Annotated in this window: 12 protein-coding genes, 6 pseudogenes and 1 other annotated feature; of the genes and pseudogenes, 5 read left to right on the forward strand and 13 right to left on the reverse strand. The window is 58.4% G+C overall.

From position 1 onward, the window contains the following. Positions 1 to 110: 110 nt before the first annotated feature. A protein-coding gene (locus NKJ08_RS04165) for an IS3 family transposase (RefSeq protein WP_352781406.1) occupies positions 111 to 1,342 on the forward strand; the annotation gives its coding sequence in 2 pieces (ribosomal slippage) (positions 111 to 402 and positions 402 to 1,342; 1,233 coding nt in all). Continuing rightward, positions 395 to 511 (forward strand) — a sequence feature (AL1L pseudoknot). (Overlaps the previous gene by 117 nt.) Before the next feature lie 207 nt (positions 1,343 to 1,549). Here the strand turns inward: NKJ08_RS04165 and NKJ08_RS04170 are convergent. The 4 genes from NKJ08_RS04170 to NKJ08_RS04185 all read right to left on the reverse strand — a co-directional run bounded on the left by NKJ08_RS04170 (position 1,550) and on the right by NKJ08_RS04185 (position 5,101). Beyond that, complete coding sequence (locus NKJ08_RS04170; RefSeq protein ID WP_352781407.1) at positions 1,550 to 2,407, reverse strand: ABC transporter ATP-binding protein; 858 nt, start codon at positions 2,405 to 2,407, stop codon at positions 1,550 to 1,552. Further along, positions 2,404 to 3,204: an ABC transporter permease gene (locus NKJ08_RS04175; protein WP_352781408.1), complete on the reverse strand. Its 801-nt coding sequence runs from the start codon at positions 3,202 to 3,204 to the stop codon at positions 2,404 to 2,406. Before NKJ08_RS04175 ends, NKJ08_RS04170 begins: the two co-directional genes overlap by 4 nt. A 78-nt stretch (positions 3,205 to 3,282) precedes the next feature. Continuing rightward, positions 3,283 to 4,293 carry an ABC transporter substrate-binding protein gene (locus NKJ08_RS04180; RefSeq protein WP_352781409.1) on the reverse strand — a complete coding sequence of 337 codons (1,011 nt, stop codon included), beginning with the start codon at positions 4,291 to 4,293 and terminating at the stop codon, positions 3,283 to 3,285. Between the two features lie 37 nt (positions 4,294 to 4,330). Next, on the reverse strand, positions 4,331 to 5,101 hold the full coding sequence (locus NKJ08_RS04185; protein ID WP_352781410.1) for an ABC transporter permease: 771 nt from the start codon (positions 5,099 to 5,101) through the stop codon (positions 4,331 to 4,333). Positions 5,102 to 5,817: 716 nt separating this feature from the next. Here NKJ08_RS04185 and NKJ08_RS04190 point away from each other — a divergent pair. The 3 genes and pseudogenes from NKJ08_RS04190 to NKJ08_RS04205 all read left to right on the forward strand — a co-directional run. Continuing rightward, positions 5,818 to 7,431, forward strand: a complete 1,614-nt coding sequence (locus tag NKJ08_RS04190; RefSeq protein ID WP_352781411.1) for a GMC family oxidoreductase — start codon at positions 5,818 to 5,820, stop codon at positions 7,429 to 7,431. A 377-nt stretch (positions 7,432 to 7,808) separates the two neighbouring features. Then, positions 7,809 to 8,196 (forward strand): annotated as a pseudogene (locus NKJ08_RS04200) (ATP-binding protein); the annotation flags it as partial. 177 nt (positions 8,197 to 8,373) lie between these two features. Beyond that, positions 8,374 to 8,648 (forward strand): annotated as a pseudogene (locus tag NKJ08_RS04205) (class I SAM-dependent methyltransferase); the annotation flags it as partial. A 94-nt stretch (positions 8,649 to 8,742) separates the two neighbouring features. Here the strand turns inward: NKJ08_RS04205 and NKJ08_RS38955 are convergent. The 8 genes and pseudogenes from NKJ08_RS38955 to NKJ08_RS04245 all read right to left on the reverse strand — a co-directional run. Beyond that, a pseudogene (locus tag NKJ08_RS38955) lies at positions 8,743 to 9,225 on the reverse strand (UxaA family hydrolase); the annotation flags it as partial. Between the two features lie 197 nt (positions 9,226 to 9,422). Then, positions 9,423 to 9,980 (reverse strand): arginase family protein, encoded by a 558-nt coding sequence (locus NKJ08_RS04215; RefSeq protein WP_352781413.1) that lies wholly within the window; start codon positions 9,978 to 9,980, stop codon positions 9,423 to 9,425. Continuing rightward, complete coding sequence (locus tag NKJ08_RS04220) at positions 9,962 to 11,344, reverse strand: IS1380 family transposase (RefSeq protein ID WP_352781414.1); 1,383 nt, start codon at positions 11,342 to 11,344, stop codon at positions 9,962 to 9,964. Before NKJ08_RS04220 ends, NKJ08_RS04215 begins: the two co-directional genes overlap by 19 nt. A gap of 176 nt (positions 11,345 to 11,520) precedes the next feature. Next, the gene (locus NKJ08_RS04225) at positions 11,521 to 11,757 is read right to left on the reverse strand and encodes an arginase family protein (RefSeq protein WP_352781415.1); all 237 of its coding nucleotides are present in this window, start codon (positions 11,755 to 11,757) and stop codon (positions 11,521 to 11,523) included. A gap of 94 nt (positions 11,758 to 11,851) precedes the next feature. After that, positions 11,852 to 12,202 carry a cupin domain-containing protein gene (locus tag NKJ08_RS04230; RefSeq protein ID WP_352781416.1) on the reverse strand — a complete coding sequence of 117 codons (351 nt, stop codon included), beginning with the start codon at positions 12,200 to 12,202 and terminating at the stop codon, positions 11,852 to 11,854. 305 nt (positions 12,203 to 12,507) lie between these two features. Next, positions 12,508 to 13,076, reverse strand: a pseudogene (gene gfa / locus NKJ08_RS04235) (S-(hydroxymethyl)glutathione synthase). Positions 13,077 to 13,142: 66 nt separating this feature from the next. Continuing rightward, a pseudogene (locus NKJ08_RS04240) lies at positions 13,143 to 14,265 on the reverse strand (S-(hydroxymethyl)glutathione dehydrogenase/class III alcohol dehydrogenase). A gap of 618 nt (positions 14,266 to 14,883) precedes the next feature. Then, on the reverse strand, positions 14,884 to 15,252 hold the full coding sequence (locus NKJ08_RS04245; RefSeq protein ID WP_352781417.1) for a LysR substrate-binding domain-containing protein: 369 nt from the start codon (positions 15,250 to 15,252) through the stop codon (positions 14,884 to 14,886). Between the two features lie 152 nt (positions 15,253 to 15,404). Here NKJ08_RS04245 and NKJ08_RS04250 point away from each other — a divergent pair, with 152 nt between their 5' ends. Beyond that, on the forward strand, positions 15,405 to 17,018 hold the full coding sequence (locus tag NKJ08_RS04250; RefSeq protein WP_352781418.1) for a phytoene desaturase family protein: 1,614 nt from the start codon (positions 15,405 to 15,407) through the stop codon (positions 17,016 to 17,018). 197 nt (positions 17,019 to 17,215) lie between these two features. On the opposite strand, the pseudogene NKJ08_RS04255 reads toward NKJ08_RS04250, so the two are convergent. Then, a pseudogene (locus NKJ08_RS04255) lies at positions 17,216 to 17,766 on the reverse strand (transposase); the annotation flags it as partial. Between the last annotated feature and the right edge of the window lie 71 nt (positions 17,767 to 17,837).

Consider the following 17,837-nt stretch of genomic DNA (forward strand, 5'->3'; position numbering starts at 1 on the left):
TGACGGTGATCGACGACGATCTTGGCCACTCTGGGTCTGGCGCGATGTCCCGCGCAAGACTGAACCGCCCCGGGTTGATCGGAGGCTCCAACTGCTGAGAAGGTGGAGCCATGACAAGCAAGACGACCAACAAGTTCTCTCCCGAGGTCCGAGCCCGTGCGGTGCGGCTGGTTCTGGATCACGAAGGCGAGCATGCCTCGCGGTGGGCGGCGGTCTCGTCGATCGCCGCCAAGATCGGCTGCACGGCGCAGACGCTACATGAGTGGGTGAAGAAGGCCGAGCGCGACAGTGGCGTGCGAGCCGGTGTGCCTACGGATGTGGCGACGAAACTCAAGGCTTTGGAACGCGAGAACCGCGAGCTTCGCCAGGCCAACGAGATCCTTCGCAAGGCTTCCGCGTATTTTGCCCAGGCGGAGCTCGACCGCCGGTTCAAGCCATGATCGCGTTCATCGACGATCACCGCGAGGCGCATGGGGTCGAGCCGATCTGCAAGGTGCTGCCGATCGCCCCGTCGACCTACCACGACCATGTCGCCAAGCGCATCGATCCCTCCCGGCTGTCGGCTCGGGTGAAGCGGGATGAGGCTTTGAAGGATGAGGTCCGACGCGTGTTCGAGGCTAACTTCCGCGTCTACGGCGTTCGCAAGATCTGGCGGCAGTTGCAACGCGAGGGCTTCGATGTCGCCCGCTGCACGGTTGCCCGCCTGATGAAGGCCATGGGCCTCGAAGGCATCATCCGCGGCAAGCCGATCCGCACCACGGTGAGCGACAAGGCGGCACCATGCCCTCTCGGTCACGTCAATCGCCAGTTCCATGCCCCGGCGCCGAACATGCTGTGGGTCTCCGACTTCACCTACGTCGCGACCTGGACGGGCTTCGTCTATGTCGCCTTTGTCATCGACACCTATGCGCGAAGGATCGTCGGCTGGCGGGTGAGCCGGACGGCGCATGCCAGCTTCGTTCTGGACGCTCTGGAACAGGCTCTCCATGATCGGCGGCCCGTGCAGGGAGGCAGGCTCATCCATCACAGCGATAGAGGCAGCCAATACGTCTCTATCAGATACACCGAGCGCCTGGCGGAGGCCGGCGTCGAACCTTCGGTGGGCAGTGTCGGCGACTCTTACGACAATGCTCTCGCCGAAACGATCAACGGTCTTTACAAGGCCGAGGTGATCCATCGACGCGGACCCTGGCGCTCATTCGAGACCGTCGAGTTCGCCACGCTCGAATGGGTCGACTGGTTCAACAATCGCCGGCTGCTGGAGCCCATCGGCAACATCCCGCCGGCCGAAGCCGAGGAACGCTACTACGCCATGTTGGATGAACCAGCCATAGCCGCGTGACTCAAACGAAACGGCCTCCGGAAAACCCGGGGCGGTTCAAGACCGCCTACCGGATCACTGGGCTACTGCACCTCTCCCGCGATCGCCAGCTTCTGTCCACCGTCCAGGAGCGGCGCGTCCGCTGTCGACCCGCACCCTCGGCAGCGGCGCGGGCCAGCTCGCTTCCACACGGTTGACCCAAAGCCGGATCTTCGATCCGCCGCAACTTCATTTGAAGTGGTATACTCCCAATTCCTCAAATGTCTTGTAGATCTCGTTGGCATACGCAGAGAATTCCGGGTATTGGCCGAGGTAGGCGGGCCGCGGCCGCGGCAGATCAATACGAATTTCCTTCACCATTCGACCAGGCGAGTTCGACATCACCAGGACCCGGTCCGACAGACCAATAGCTTCCTCGATCGAGTGAGTAATGAATAGCACACTCTTGCGCGTTTCCATCCAAAGTATCTCAAGATCGTGTCTTATCTGGGTTCTCGAGATAGCGTCCAGGGCTCCAAACGGTTCGTCCATAAGTAGGACGGCCGGATTGTGCACCAAGGAACGCGCAATTGAGACGCGCTGTTGCATACCGCCCGACAGTTGCCGAGGGTAGCGCGCCTCCGCACCAGATAGTCCGAGTTTCTTGAATAGCTCCCGCGCCCGCTTTTCGGTTCCGCTGCGGTCAAGACCGCGAATTTCTTGCTGAAGAAGGACGTTGTCGAACGCAGTTCTGAATTCAAGTAAAAGATGATCCTGAAACACAATACCGACGTCCGTCAGCGGCTTAGTCAGCAATTTTCCGTTTATCTTGATTGATCCCCTTGTTGGTTGCAGCAAGCCCGCGATCATTAACATCAAAGTGCTCTTACCGCACCCGGAAGGCCCAAGAACACTTACAAATTCACCTTCGCCTATTTCGATGTCAACCGGCCCCAGTGCAGAAAATTGGCCAAACGACTTAGAGACATCCGACGCAACAATAGAGCCCCTGTTGACCTGAGCCACTGGGAGAGATCGTATGCTTTGAATCATGGGAGGGTTCATCCGTCGTAGAGTTCCTTCATCGAAACCACCTATTGCGCTCATTGATTTCTCCTCCAGGGCATCATGAATCTCTCAAGCCCGAGCAACATGCCAGTCAACAACATGGCTAGCAGGGCGGTCGCAATTACGCCCGCGAACATAAGGCCGATGTCCATATAACTCGACGCTGTCAGTATCATCACTTCGAGCCCTTCGTTCGCACCAATGAATTCAACAGTTATGCAGGCTGTGACTGCATAGACCATTCCGATCTTCATGCCCGAAAAGATATATGGCATTGCGGCGGGAAGTCGGATGTACCGAAAGGTCTGCCATGGGTTGGCGCCCATTGATTTCGTAATTAGTTGCAGGCGCGGGTTCATGGACGAGAACCCAGCTATGCTGTTAACCAATATCGGAAAGAACGTCATGAGAGTCGTTAATCCGATTCGAGGCGTGAAGCCGAAGCCAAACCACACTATCAAGAGGGGGGCCGTGATCGTCTTTGGTATGATTTCAAAGAACACGATTAGTGGGAACAAACTGCGCCTCAGTGACGAATAGGAGGCAATCGCCAGTCCCAAGGGCACTGATATCAACGTTGCGACAGTGAAACCGATTATCACCACATACCCGGTGGCCGCAAAATTGTATGTAATGGCGCTCCGATCGGTAATGAATTTGCCCATGAAGTCGCTGGGCGCAGGAAATAGGTATTTTGGAATACCAAACCATTCACTGCTGAATTCCCAAGCAACCACAAACACAATCAATACCAGTGCGGGAGGGACGATTTGCTCAATCCCGTTGGCTAGACGCGGTCGGAGAGGTTTTGCGGTCTCGGCGAAAACACTTGCCATGACTATCCTGCTTGTTGTCTTAAGCACCCGTGGATCGGTGGTGCCACCGCAGAGTGGCGCCACCGCTATCACCCCTAGTTAGGGGCAGGGAGGAAGGTGAGCGGGAAGGTAATCCTCAGTATATTTCGTTTCGATTCCGCCATCGCCCAGAGACCCCAACGTTTGGGTCAAAACCTCGCCGGTAATCTTCCACTCGTCGGCAGACGGCTTGCCCAGACCAGCGGCGCCAGGTCCGCACAAGTTGGGGATTTGATACATCGTCAGTTCCTCCATCAGATCCGATTTCGGCTGGGCATCGGAATTCCTCGCCCGGAGCGCGTCGACGGCTGCCTCTGGGTTTTTTACTACTGCAGCCATTCCTTTGAGGGTCGCATCAACAAACCTCTTATAAAGATCAGGATTCTTTTTGAGCCTGTCCTCTCGGGCGATAAGGCTTAGCCCAACGATAGGCGCGCCGTAATCCTTGTACCACATTGCCTTGGTTTCGACGCCCTTCGCTCCGAGCGGGATCATCACGTCGCCGGCTGCTGCGGAAACGGCATCAACTTTCTTCTCGGCCAGAAGCCCGATGAAACCTGCGGCATCGGCTGAAAGAACGTTTATCTTGGACCTGTCGACCCCATTCACCTTAACCATCGTCTCGAAGAGAGGGATGTCTGCGGCCCCTGGCGGTATAGCGATTGTCTTTCCCTCGAGGTCCTTTGGAGTTTTGATGGGCGTATCCTTGAGGGAGATGACCCCCCAATCCGGCGCCTGATAAATGGCCGCGATGATTTTGATCGGCGCTCCCTTCGCTGCAAGTGAGATAGCAGATGCGCCGTTGGCAAGCCCGATATCAGTGCTGCCTGCTGCTACGATCTGGGACGTCGTTCCGGAGCCTTTTCCAGGCTCAATCTCAAGGTCAATTCCGACTGCCTTATAATAGCCGAGAGCCTCGGCATACTGAATTCCAATGTCCGAATTGCCTGGAGTCCAGTTGAGTGTTAGCTTAAGTTTTTCCGCTGCGACCACCGGCGAAATCGTAAGAGCTACAGCTAGACACCCAGATCCAACCATACGCAGAAAACCGTTTAGGTAGTGCATCATCATATTTTCCTCCCTTGATGAACTTTGATATCGACTTTGCTTAGTCGCGGTATCTCCGCGTGATTTTTCGCTCCAAAAGCAGGCTGATTGTGTTGAGCAGGACGCCAACGAGAGCCGTTATCACCACTACTGCGATCACTTGCACAGTGTCTCTGTGCCGAGACCCGATTAATGCCACATATCCCAGTCCGTCATTTGCTGCGAGGAACTCGCTTACGACCGCAACAGTGGTGGCAATCGCTAATGCGATGCGAGCGGCGCTGATCAGATAAGGAAGTGTAGTAGGCCAATCGATATATCGAAAGGTCTGTAGCGCATTGGCGCCCATCGTTTGCGTTACGAAATAAATACGGTCGGGGACGTTTTTTATCCCCGCAATCGCATTCACCAAGACTGGAAAGAAAACGCTGAAGCCAACCAATATAGATGTCGGAACAAGGCCGTATCCAAACCAGATAATCAAAACCGGGATGACCGAGATCAGCGGCATGCCCTGCAAGAATGCAACGAACGGGTAGAGCGCTCGCTCCAGCCAACGTACTTTCCCCAGTAAGAACCCTGCCGGAACCGCGGTGGCGACTCCGCAAAAAAAACCGACCGCTATGACCTTAAGCGTGGAGACGGTATTGGCCAGGAGATAACCGGGCTTGGAGCTGATAAACCCGATTACTTGCTCAGGAGCCGGAAGGATGTAGTCCGGAATTTTCAGAAACCGAACGGCAGCTGACCAAATTCCAGCGAGGATCGAGAGCCAGAGTGATGCGATCACCCAATCTGGAAGAGCTGCAGTCGATCTTAAAAGTTTCATCATCCGCCAGGGCCTACTGGAACATCTAAACAAATGGAACGCTGTTCCACGGTAGCCATTTCCGGGCGTGTGTCAATCGAAACTTTCAAGCGGGGCAGCACATCCGACAACTGAGCCGCTGCGCGGATGGCTCGATGGCCCCCAGGAGCGTAATTGTCGAGGATCCTACGCTTTGGCGGCAGGCCTGCTTATTTAGAAGCGCGTCGGCAGGCGCTCGGCGGCCTCGCTGTTGCGCCGCGTCTGGACGGTCTTGTCTCCACATACCGGTCCTGATCAACCGCTCTTCACAACCAGCACTTCTGACCATTCACGCATCAGTGGTAGACATCATCCGTCGCAGCGATTTGCGGCGCAATCGGCGCGTGCTTTCTGCGCCATCGGCGGATGGTCTCCGGAGGAACGACGGCCCCGATCGCTTGCCGCCCGCCCCCGCCTGCAAGGGCATTTAGAAGGTCACCTGCGTTCCTCTCGTTCAAAGACCGAGCGATCCCTGACGGTCGCTTCGGAGAGAGACGGGCATTCCCCACTCCCACTCACCGGCTCCCACGGCTGAGTGAACACGCCATTCTTCGACATTCCCTCCTGAGTGTCTAAGGATCCGTTCCGCTGTTGGGATGCGCCGGAACAGGTCACCACGACTGGAAAATTATGTCGTTCTGACTAGAACACCATTCTGATAGGTGCTAAAGCTGCAAGCGTTTCACGGAGGGCCCTGTTAAATGTCAAATCAGCCATGGGATTTCGAAACCGACTACTGTGTTGTTGGTGCCGGGTCAGCCGGGAGCGTCGTTGCTAGCCGACTGGCCGAGAACGGTCGTTTCAAGGTGCTGCTACTGGAAGCGGGCCCCAAGGACTGGCACCCCTTCATTCACATCCCCGCAGGCTATTTCTTCCTTCTGAAGGACAAGCGCTTCAATTGGATGTACGAGACCGAATGTGACGCGAAAACCGGTAACCGGCCAATGGTTTTACCCGCAGGGCGCGGCATGGGTGGCAGCAGCTCAATCAACGGCATTTTGTTCGCCCGAGGGCAAGCGGCAGAGTATGACCGCTGGGCTGACGAGCTTGGCTGCACAGGCTGGGATTATAACAGTTTGCTTCCCTATTTTCGCCGAGCAGAGACTTTCGCAGGGGCGCCATCTCAGCATCGAGGCGGCTCTGGCCCAATCTCTGTCGGTCCGTTCCGCACGATACACCCCTTGGCGAGAGACTTTGTTAATGCTTCGGTCCAGGCCGGCCATTGTGCCGTCGCTGACATGAACTCGCCTGTTCGAGAGGGAGCGAGCCTTTTCCAGCAAAATCGGAAAGGTCGTTTTAGGGCCAATACGACATCCGCGTATGTCCGGCCGTTGCTCAGAAAACGGCAGAATCTGCGTGTGGAAACAAATGCGGTCGGGTCGCGGGTAATCTTAGACGGGAGGAAGGTTATCGGCTTCGAGTTCATACGGGATCGCCGGCGCTATCGGGTAAAAGTCAACAGAGAGGTTGTGCTTTCAGCTGGTGCCCTTCGCTCGCCGCAGATTCTTCAGATTAGCGGAATTGGGGAGCCCGGCCATTTGCGGGATCTCGGCATTGACGTCGGGCTGCGGTCCGTGAACGTCGGCCGCAATTTTAAAGATCAATTTATCGCAAGGACCTCCCACCGCACCAAAAATGTCCTCACCATTAACGAGATGAATAATTTCCGGAGCATAGCCTTCGAGACCCTAAAGTATGTTTTCGGCAACAGAGGTCTGCTTACTCTCGGTGCCAGCATGGCTAGCCTGTACTGCAAAAGCGATCCGGCGGAAAAGTTCCCCGACCTTCAATTGATGTTTGCCCCCGTAAGCTTTTCTCCTAGTGAACCTGGGGCATTGGAGCCATTCGGTGGAATGACGATCGGGACCTTTTTGGTGTGCCCCGATAGTTCAGGCTCAGTGCTTGCCCGGACCTCCGATCCGCTCGAGCGGCCCATCCTGCGTCCGAACTACCTTCATGAAGAAAGCGACAGAACGCGTTTGGTGCTGGGGCTCCGTATGGCAAGAAAAGTCTTTGCCTCTCCCGCACTCAACCAATGGAGCGCCGGCGAGACCAGGCCCGGGGCTGATGTGCAGACAGACGACGAGCTTCTGGATTTCGCGCGCCGCACGGGATCTTCAGCTGCCCACTACGCAGGCACGTGTAAGATGGGAGCCAACGAAGACAGCGTAGTCGATCTAAATCTGCGAGTGCGCGGCGTTTGGGGCTTGCGGGTCGTCGACAACTCGGTTCTTCCCAGCCCTGTATCGGGCGGCATGAACGCAACCGCTGTCATGGTAGGTGAACGCGCTTCAGATCTCATCCTTCAATCTTAATTTGAGGTAAAGAGATCGGCCCAGTCCCAAGCCCCGGCCTTGGGTGCGAGAACTTATGTGGCCCGCGGATACAGGCGTCAGCTTGGCGCTCGGCGCGAACGTGGTAACAAAAAGCTTGGCATCCCGTCTCAAGTCAAGAGCCGCATCCGACTCAGCGCGCATGATTTACGCCATATGCCGGGCCAGTTCCCGCCCGACCTCCAGGATCGGCATCCCTGACCGCGGGTTGACCACGCTTTGCCATGCGGCGCGCCGCGTGAATTGAAGCAGGAATTAGGGCCCCGAAGCGTCATCACCAAGGCAATCTTGCCCCGGGGTATCAGGCCGCATCAGTTGGTTTCGGTCGAATGCTCAAGGAATTTCTACAACCGCCTGGTGCATGCCGAGAGGATTTCTCCGTCGCATACTATCGCGTCCCCCGGCTGTTCGCCACGCTCGCGCTTGCAAGGGGTGACGGGCGATACGGTCGGATCCTCAAATCTCTCGCCAAAACCGACCTTCTCATTCTCGATGATTGGGGACCGGAAAAACTCAACGATGATCAGCGCCGCGATCTCCTCGAGATCATCGAAGATCGCTACGGGCGCCGCTCGACGACGTTAGCAGTCAGGTCCCCCCTCGATCGCAGGTGGGAAATTATTGCAAACCCAACGCTCGCCGATGCCATACTGGATCGCCTCGTTCACAGTGCCTATCGCAGATCTCACTAGTGAAAGCATGCGAAAACAGCGCTCGCCGATAGCGGCTGAAATACCGCACGCTTGACCTGAAACAAAACCCGATCCAAACATCAAACAGACCCAGGATCAGTCCGAGAAATGGCCGCCTTCAAATCGGAATGGTGGCCGGTCTTTGATCGGAATGACTGGCCGGCTTCAAATCGGAATCGATGGCCGGCTTCATCGGAATACGCAGTGCAACCCCGGGCGTGGACTTCACGCATTTGCGCTGGATGAGGTTCTGAGTGACCGCAAAAGTGAGCAGTTCGATTGTGTCGTCAGTGCAGGCCCGCTGTTGAACTTTCTATGGAACAGCGCGTTGCCCTGGTTGAGGATTTGCTCGTCCGCATTCCTGCCGGGCGGCCCGTAATTCAGATCAACTATGGGCCTCTGTCGCCGGTGATCAAGATGCCCGACCGCTACATGGTTTCCCACTATGACTTCGTCGTCCGCAACATACCGCCGGCACAGCTCTGGACCTACCGACGAGCAGTCTAGCCGAATCCGCAACGCGAAGGGCCGAGTGAGCTGAGGTGCATGCAATCAGGTCCCATGTGAGTGTCATTGATCAGTCCGACGCCGAGAGATCGGCTTTACGCGCCGCATCGTCCACCCGTGCCCGAATGCTACGGACGCGATTAGCCAAGCCCTCGTCTTCAAGGAGGCCCCCAACCTGGTTCACCTCGCACCCTAGCCGATCACGGGCTGAAATTCGCGTGGCGGGCGTAGGCTCCAAAGTGTCCGGCGCAGAAGCCTCAACGGTTCACCGCCCGTCATCCCACATCCTGTCTTGTGAGCGAGTGCCACCACGCCGTCTACGTTCGGAAAATCAGGTAGAGGAGAGCAGGCTTCTCCGAAACACATCGGCGACTAGCCCAGCCACATGGCCTGCTGCAGTTCACCGTACCAGGATGCTACATAATTGCGGGTCACGGTGCGGCCATCCGGCCCCTCGGATTCCCATCAACGTGGCGGGGGTAATCACATATTCGGTGGCTTAACCGCCGAGCAGAAAGCACGGTCCTTCTCGAACACGCCCAAAGTTGTGAAGATGAACGTGGCTACCAGGCTCGATGTCGCGTGATGGGCAAGGTTCCTGACCTCGCTCACTTCATCGTTGCGTTTGGCCAGCTGGATCAAACGCGCAAGAGCTTGACTGGTGACCTCGAATTCGCGCTGCTTAATGCAAATGTCGTCCTCCGAGCCATTGGCGGGTGCCGACGGCCTTATACTTCGCCCGGGCCTCGGCAATCAGGCACAGAATCTCGTACGCTACGTTAAGGGTCGAGAGGCGGTCCGGCCGCTCGGGTCCAGCAGCGGCAAAGGCTCGACGACATCGGCGCCGATGGCATCTATTCCGCGCAGGCCGCGGAGGATCACCTGTACGTCACACACTGAGTTCCCCCGGCTCGGGTGACTGGGCGCCCTGCACGTAGGCAATATCCAGGCATCGATGTCGAAGCTGATGTAGGTCGGCTGCTCGCCAGCCACCGCCCTGATGCGATCAATCACTCCCTGGCGGCCAAGCTCGGCGCAGTCATCATCGGTGAGCATCCTCACTCCCTGCGCCTTGGCCCAGTTCAGGCTCTCGATGTCGCGCATAACGCGGATGCCAACCATAATGTAGCGCTTGGGGTCAACTAACCCGCTTCTCTCACCGCGCCCAGGCTCGAGCCGCATCTTGACTGGCGCGGGTCGGCGCTGCTCATCCCGGTTTTGAGGACGAGCGCAGCCAGCGCCGCGGAGAGCGGCGGTGCTGGGCTCTGCAATTTTCCTCTGTTGTTTGCGGGAAGGGTTCAGGTCCGGCGGCGTCAGCGGGCCGCGGCGCATATTCGAGCGTGGGCCAGGGCAAATTCGTCCGCGTATGGACAGGCTGAAGCCATGGCGACCTTGATCCGACGCACGGAGACACGGACCTGCGCACCGATCTTCAGCAGCTTCAGCCTGATCGTGCCGCAGGTGGCGTTGGCGAGCCTGGTGTGGGCGAGGCCAAGGCGGCGCAAGGCGCAGATCAGGACGTAGGCAAACGAGGCGAACCAGAGCCGCAGCTGATTGGCGCGCATGGTGTGAGCGCTGGTGCGGTCGGCGTAGAGGTCGAGCTGGCACTCCTTGATCCGGTTCTCCATGTCGCCGCGGGCACAGTAGAGATCCTCGTAAAGCCCCCGTGCCGCCCAACGCTTTGGCTTGAGCGAGGTCACGACGAAGCGCGGATTGGCGCCCTGCGTCGTCCACTCGGCCTTGGCGACGATCCGCCGTCGGCGTGACCAGCTGTCTAAAGTCGACCACATGAAGTCGCGGAACACGCGCGCGGCCTGGTCGCTTTTCCTGGATGCCAGGCGAGCTTCCTGCAAGGCTGGAGCGATCTTCTTCTCCAGCCGCTCGTTGCGGGCAAGGCCAAAGACATAGTCGACGCCGTTGGCCTCGCACCAGGCCATCAGCTCTTCCCGGGCAAAGCCGGAATCGGCGCGCAGGACAATGCGCACTCTGCGCCACTTCCTGCGGATCTGCCGCACGATCCGCTCGACCTCCTCGACCGCTCCCTTGCTGGCGTCGATGTTGGAGCGCCTGAGCTTTGCCGCCAGCAGGTGCCGGCCGCAGAAGATGTAGAGCGGCAGGTAGCAGTAGCAGTTGTAGTAGCCGTGGAAGAACCGGCCTTCCTGGTGACCGTGCAGTGGGTCATCGGTGGCGTCGAGATCGAGCACGATCTCGCCCGGCGACGTGTCGTGGGCTTCCAGGAACAGGTCGACGAACAGAGCTTCGATCGCCTGCGTGTCGTGGCCGATCTTGTGGTAGCGCGTCGGCTCCCCGACCCGGCTGAGCTCCAGCCGGTTGAGCGTCGACTTGCCGGCAAGCACCGCGCAATCCTCCCGCTTCGGCGTCAGGCTTTCCGACACAAGGGCCAGCACGGGGTCGTGGCGGAGCGTGTCGTGGTCGTCGACGTCCTCATATCCCAGCGCGATCGCCGCGATGCGCTGTCCCACCAGCGTCTGTACGCTGTGCACCGTGCAGTCCGGATCGCGTCGGTCGATGAAGCAGGCAGCCACCCGGCCGAACAGGCCGACGGTTTTGTCAACGTGGCGCACAAGCAAGGCGCCGGCATCTGAGGTGATCGCTCCGCCGTCGAAACCGGCGACCACTTTGTGGCCGTCGAAGCCTTCAAATTCGAGCTGGTCGGAGATACAGTGTGTGTGCATCGGACCCCGTTCCTGAATCTGGTAACTCTTTGTCACAAAAGAAGTTTCTCAGATTCTTGGGGCCGATGCACCCCTTACCTTGAGATATTCAGGCTAACCCCTCCTCGATAGCCCAGCACAGTCGACGCGGCTGCCCTCGATCTCGTCGTAAATATCGGGGTGGGCGTCGAAATGGATCAGGCCGAAGGGTCCATAACACCCGCCCGCGCCATGCCGCGCATTATCAGCAGGGTGGTTGTATGATCACCACCGATGCCCATTGGCACCGCTCCGGCCGCCACGATCCGTGAGAAGAGTGCGTGGACCTGCTGCACCGTATGTGAGAAGGCGCGTGCCTGGTCCGGCCCGAAGCGCTGACCGGTGCCGCCATAGGAACCCTGGTCAAAAGGGACCCCCGCGATGGCAATGTCCAAATCCTCCGGCCCATTCGCTTCTGCGTCCGCAACAGCCACCCGGCGCGGAGGCCGAGGTCGATCATGAAGTTTTGCGATATGGTGAGATTGCTCCTCAGACCTTACTGCAGAAATGCTTGCGGATGGTTTCTTCGATCTTCCACAGACCTTTGAAACCCGGCTCGACGACGAAAGCGTCCCCCGAACCGAGGAAGACGGACGCTCCGCCGTCCGGCGTGATCGTCAGCTTGCCTTCGATGATGTGGACGAATTCATATTCTGTATAGGTGGCATGATAGGTGCCGGGAGTTGCCTCCCAGTAACCGGAGACCATGCCGCCGTCGTTAGACTTGTGCTGCACCCAGGTCTTCATCGAGGGCATACCTTCGACAACGACCCAACCTTTGAGATCCGTGGTCACGGGCTCAATGGCGGCGATATCGCCTAGCTTTTCAACGTAGTTCATCTCGTTCCTCGTTGTCGTTTGATGGTTTCATTTTGCCGATTATTCCCCGCGCACGCACGGCTCGGCTTCAGGCCGAGCCGCCGGAGAGCGGGCCTGAGACAGGGGATCAGCATGTTGATCGGGACGCTCTCAAGCTGGGCCACCAGCTCACTCTGCGGTCCTCGACCGTTTCGCCTATTGCCGAGAACGCCGCCGGCGCGTATCAAGCGTGCTTTTCTCCCCTGCCCCAAGCCTCCAGACGACCTATTCATCGACAGGTAAGCCGTAGTGTTGAAGCAGCACCGCTTCGGAGGCTATTCCTTACTTCAGGCCGGCAACGCGCCCGACTTCTTCGCCGTCCAGGTGGCGATATAGTCCATCAGGCCGGGATTGAGGCAGTCATAGGGTTCCAGCCCGATCCCCTTCAACTGGCCGCGAATGCCGTCCATGCGCTCGGGTCGACACCGGATTCGATGATCGACGAGACGAAGGCGGTGAAGCCGGGTGGCGACCAGCCGTCCTCGACGAAACGCTCGGGATGGATGAAGGACAGGCCCTTGAACGCATGGTCGCGTTCGACCGGTCCGTGCATGTGGACGCCACAGCCGGTGCAGGCATGACGCTGGATCAGCGCGCTGGGATCGACCACTTTGAGCTTGTCGCCATTCTCGACAACGGTGACATCGCCGGTGCCGGCCACGGCAACCACCGAGAATATCGCGCCTTCCGGCTTCCAGCATTTGGTGCAGCCGCAGGCATGGTTGTGGGCGATCTGGCCCTTGACCCGAACCTTGACCGGATTGCTGGTGCAGGCGCAGACCAGCGTGCCGCCGGCAAAGCTCGCGCTTTCCCTGGGCAAGCCATTGTCGATCTTAGGATGCAGTTTCTCCGCCATTTCATTCCTCCCATGTTGTGAACCACAGAGGTCGCAGGCCTGCTGGTCGGCGGCGTGTGGCTTTCCTCAGTAAACGACGACGCTTCGGATCGACTTGCCCTCATGCATGAGGTCGAAGCCCTTGTTGATGTCCTCGAGCTTGAGCGTGTGGGTGATCATCGGGTCGATCTGGATCTTGCCGTCCATGTACCAGTCGACGATTTTGGGCACATCGGTGCGGCCGCGCGCGCCGCCGAAGGCGGTGCCCATCCAGGTCCGCCCGGTGACCAGTTGGAACGGCCGCGTCGAAATCTCCTGGCGGCACCGGCGACGCCGATGACGACCGACTTGCCCCAGCCGCGATGCGACGCTTCCAGCGCCTGGCGCATCACCTTGGTGCTGCCGGTGCAGTCGAATGTGTAGTCGGCGCCGCCGATCTGGTCGGCGCCGCGCTTGGTCATGTTGACGAGGTGAGGCACGATGTCGCCGTCGATTTCCTTCGGATTGACGAAATGCGTCATGCCGAATTATTCGCCCCAGGCCTGCCTGTCGTTGTTCAGGTCGACGCCGATGATCATGTCGGCGCCGGCGAGCTTCAGCCCCTGGATGACGTTGAGGCCGATGCCGCCGAGGCCGAAGACGACAGCCGTTGCGCCTTGCTCGACCTTGGCGGTGTTGATCACGGCGCCGATGCCGGTGGTCACCCCGCAGCCGATGTAGCAGATCTTGTCGAAGGGCGCGTCCGGATTGACCTTGGCCACCGCGATCTCCGGCAGCACGGTGAAGTTGGAGAAGGTCGAGCAGCCCATATAGTGAAACAACTTGTCCTTGCCGATCGAGAAGCGCGAGGTGCCGTCCGGCATCAACCCTTGGCCCTGCGTGGCGCGGATCGCCGTGCACAGATTGGTTTTCCTCGACAGGCAGGACGGGCATTGCCGGCATTCGGGCGTATAGAGCGGGATGACGTGGTCGCCCTTCTTGACGCTAGTGACGATCTTGCCGAGATCGACCACGACGCCGGCGCCGGGCCGAGGATTGCCGGGAACAGGCCTTCGGGATCGGCGCCAGACAGCGTGAATTCGTCGGTGTGGCAGATGCCGGTCGCCTTGATCTCGACCAGCACCTCGCCGGCCCGAGGTCCCTCCAGATGCACGGTCATCACTTCAAGCGGCTTTCCAGCCTTGACGGCAACGGCGGCGCGCACTTCCATTTTCATTCCTTGATCCAAGAGGCTCGAGTCTCATCTTTATTGCCGGCCTGCTAGGTGTGGCAGGGGCCTGAATCGGAGATTTGATCTAAATTCAACGTGTAGCGATATGGAATAGTATTCCATAAGGAATACTATTCTAATAGACCAGGCGCGTCAAGCCGACGTTGATGTACCTGACAACAGACCAGGCGCCATTGAACTCACTCGACAGGATGCTGTCCCGCAACCGTGCCTCTCGACGCATGAGCCGAGACGGCAGCCATGAGTTCACGCTCTCCGGCATTTGCCATCTCTGCTGTCTTCAGAGATCCCATAGGAGTGGATGGCGGCCTCTATTCAGGGGAGTAGGTCCCCGCAGTCTCACGGCCTCGCTATGACGCTTACCGTGGTTTAGGCCTCGTCCGCCAACCTCGAGATGAATGTCGAGAGCTTTCAGGCGCGCCGGAGCATGGAGCGAAAGCGTGGTCCAGGCTTGCGCCCTATGCCGCGTCCCCCAAAGCGTCGCTGATTGCGCCGCGACGAAACGATCGACAAAAACCCGCGCCAAGCCTTGTCCGGTTTTGCGGGATGATGCGCAGGCAAACCATACCCTGACAGAGTTGTTCCGGTCTGTCCCTTTCACTTATCCGCTGCCTTCCTTAACCAGTCGCGCGTTTGTCGCGCCGGCCGTGATAGGTTCACAGTATCAGGTGTCAGCAAATGATACTGGTCCCGTCCCAGCAGCACCGGGCCGGGAAGCTGAACAAGACGCCCCGACCGCAGATGCTCGCCGCACGAGAGATAGTCGCCTATGGCGATGCGAAGACCGCGTAGCGCGGCGTCGATACATAGGTGCGAGCGGTTGAAAAACAGGTGGTTGTCGGGATCCTCCAACACAATGCCTGCCGTGGTGCAAAGGCGCGTGACTGGCAGGCAAGTGCAAGCAGAGAGCCCAGATACGCCAATTTGATGTATTACCGCGAGCTTCTTCAACGTGCCTGGCTTCATTGTTTGGCACCTCGGATCCACGTGCCTACGCCCGGGATTTAGCCGCCGCATCGCCTGCAGATTCCGCTCGTGCATTGACTTAATTCCCTGTTGTGGTAAATCACCATTCTAAATGGAACATCGTTCTTTAAGCATGCACTGGGAGGTATCGGATGAGCAGGCCTGAATACGACGTCGTAATTATCGGAGGCGGACACAACGGCCTTACGACGGCGGGTTACCTTGCTCGTGCGGGCCTGAAGACGATCGTGCTTGAGCGGAGAGGAATTGTAGGCGGCGCCGCTGTCACCGAAGAGTTTCATCCAGGCTTTCGTAATTCCGTCCTTTCCTACCTCGCCGGAATGCTCCATCCAAACGTAATCCGTGATTTGGAACTTACCAGCCATGGGTTGGATCTCATCGAGCGTACTGGGACGACTTTCCTTCCCTTGCCTGATGGCGATGCAATGTTAATTCCGGGTGACACCCCTGGGATAGAGCGCGAGATTCGGCGCTTCTCCCAACGCGATGCTGAGCGTTACCGCGCTTTTGAGGCTGAGATTGAGATCGCCGCGGATATGATCCGCGATACCCTTCTAGAGACACCCCCCAATCTAGGCGGTGGATTCGGCGATCTGCTGTCCCTTATCAAAATGGGAAATCGTTTCCGAAAGCTTTCGACATTGCAGCAGGAAACCTTTGTGAAGCTGATGACGATGAGCATCGCTGACTACCTCAACGAGTGGTTCGAATGTGATCCGCTTAAGGGCCATCTGGCGTGGGACTGTGTGGTTGGCAATATGGTCAGCCCATATCATCCAGGTTCAGCATATCTACTGATACATCACGTAATCGGCGAAACCAACGGCAAGAAGGGTGTCTGGGGTCACGCTCGTGGGGGCATGGGCGCCATCACCCAGGCAATGGCTCGCTCCGCAGAAGCAAAGGGTGCGGAGATTAGGGTGAATTCGCCCGTACTAGAAGTGATGGTAGAGAAAGGTGTCGCCCGCGGCGTTATACTGGGGGACGGTACCGCCATCCGCGCGAGGGCAGTCGCTGCGAACGTTGGTCCTAAACTTCTTTATCTTCAAATGATAGATCGCACGGCACTTGACTCCGAGTTCGTGCGCCAGATGGAGGGGTGGCGGTGCCGATCGGGCACATTTAGAATGAATGTTGCTTTGTCGGAGTTGCCGCGCTTCAACGGTCTCGATAGAATAGGCGACTTCGTAACGCCTCTTAACGGCGGCATCCACATGTGCTGGTCCTTAGACCACATGGATAGAGCATACGACGATGCCAAGCGAGGCGGATGGTCGCAAGATCCTCTCGTCTCGATGATAATCCCGAGCCTCTGCGATAACAGCCTTGCTCCGGCAGGCAACCACGTCGCGAGCCTTTTCTGTCAACATTTCAATCCCCAACTCGCCGACGGGAAAACTTGGGATCAGGCAAAGGACGAAGTTGCTGATCATGTCATCGCCACCGTTACTCGCTACGCTCCAAACTTCCAGTCTATTATCCTCGGGCGCCAAGTTCTGAGTCCGCTGGATCTCGAACGCGAGTTCGGACTAGTGGGAGGCGACATTTATCATGGGGCCCTTCATCTTGACCAGCTCTGGGCGTTGCGCCCGGCCGCCGGGCATGCCCAGTACCGCGGCCCTCTACGCAACCTTTACATGTGCGGCTCCGGTTCCCATCCGGGAGGGGGGGTAACCGGAGTGCCCGGACACAATGCGGCGAGAGAAATCATCAAAGATTTCAGAAAACGTCGGCTCGCCGGTTGAGTCTTAGGCGCGAAGATTTTGCGGAACCGGTAACGCAGGCAAGATACAGCAAGAAACTAGGATCGAAGATTGCGCAAGCAGGAGCTGATGTTCGCGATTCTAAATCGGCGCCGAATGGCCTTCTGCCGGTTTTTCGGACGTAACAGAAACGGCCAAGGCTCTAATCGCCACTGGATGACAGTTCAGTGTCAGGTCACTCCCCGACCCTGAACGAAGAGGGCATGGTAGATGGCTTCGTGGCTGATGCGCATCGTCGTGTCGTCCGAGAAGTCGATCGGCCAGCGTCGGGCGATTTGCTCCTGGCTCCAGGTCCATCGCGTCTCCTTTGTCGGGCCATGCCGGCGGCGGCACGGAACGGCGGGACCAGGAACGGCAGCGCCACTCGGGGTCATGATCATGCCGGCCAGTTGCTCCACATAAGTGCGCAAGGTGATGTTGAGCGCAAGCTTAGTCGGTTTGGGCCGACGGGCCGATCGCTCAGCGTGCCCTTGAGCAGTCGACGCACGGTACTCCAGGCCACCGCTGCGCGTCGCGGCGTTGCGTCGTAGCTCCCGGAAGGTTGTCGAGGCGGATCGGCCAAGCCGATCTCGCGTCTCGAAAGACCCTGAACGCAAAGCAGTGCGATCTCCTCGCGGTTACCCGAACGAGAGATACCGCCGGAAGATCTGAACACCGCTGGTGGCATTCCGCCCGCCTGTCGGAACAATCTGGTTCCCTTAGGCTGCGACATGCCAGCCGCCACCGCAGCATCACTACAAGGCATCAAGACCGATCCGAGCCCGATCGCTATTTCACGCCGCTCAACGTCAACACTCAAAT

It is taken from the genome of Mesorhizobium sp. M0244, from assembly GCF_040321795.1.
Lineage (GTDB): Bacteria > Pseudomonadota > Alphaproteobacteria > Rhizobiales > Rhizobiaceae > Mesorhizobium.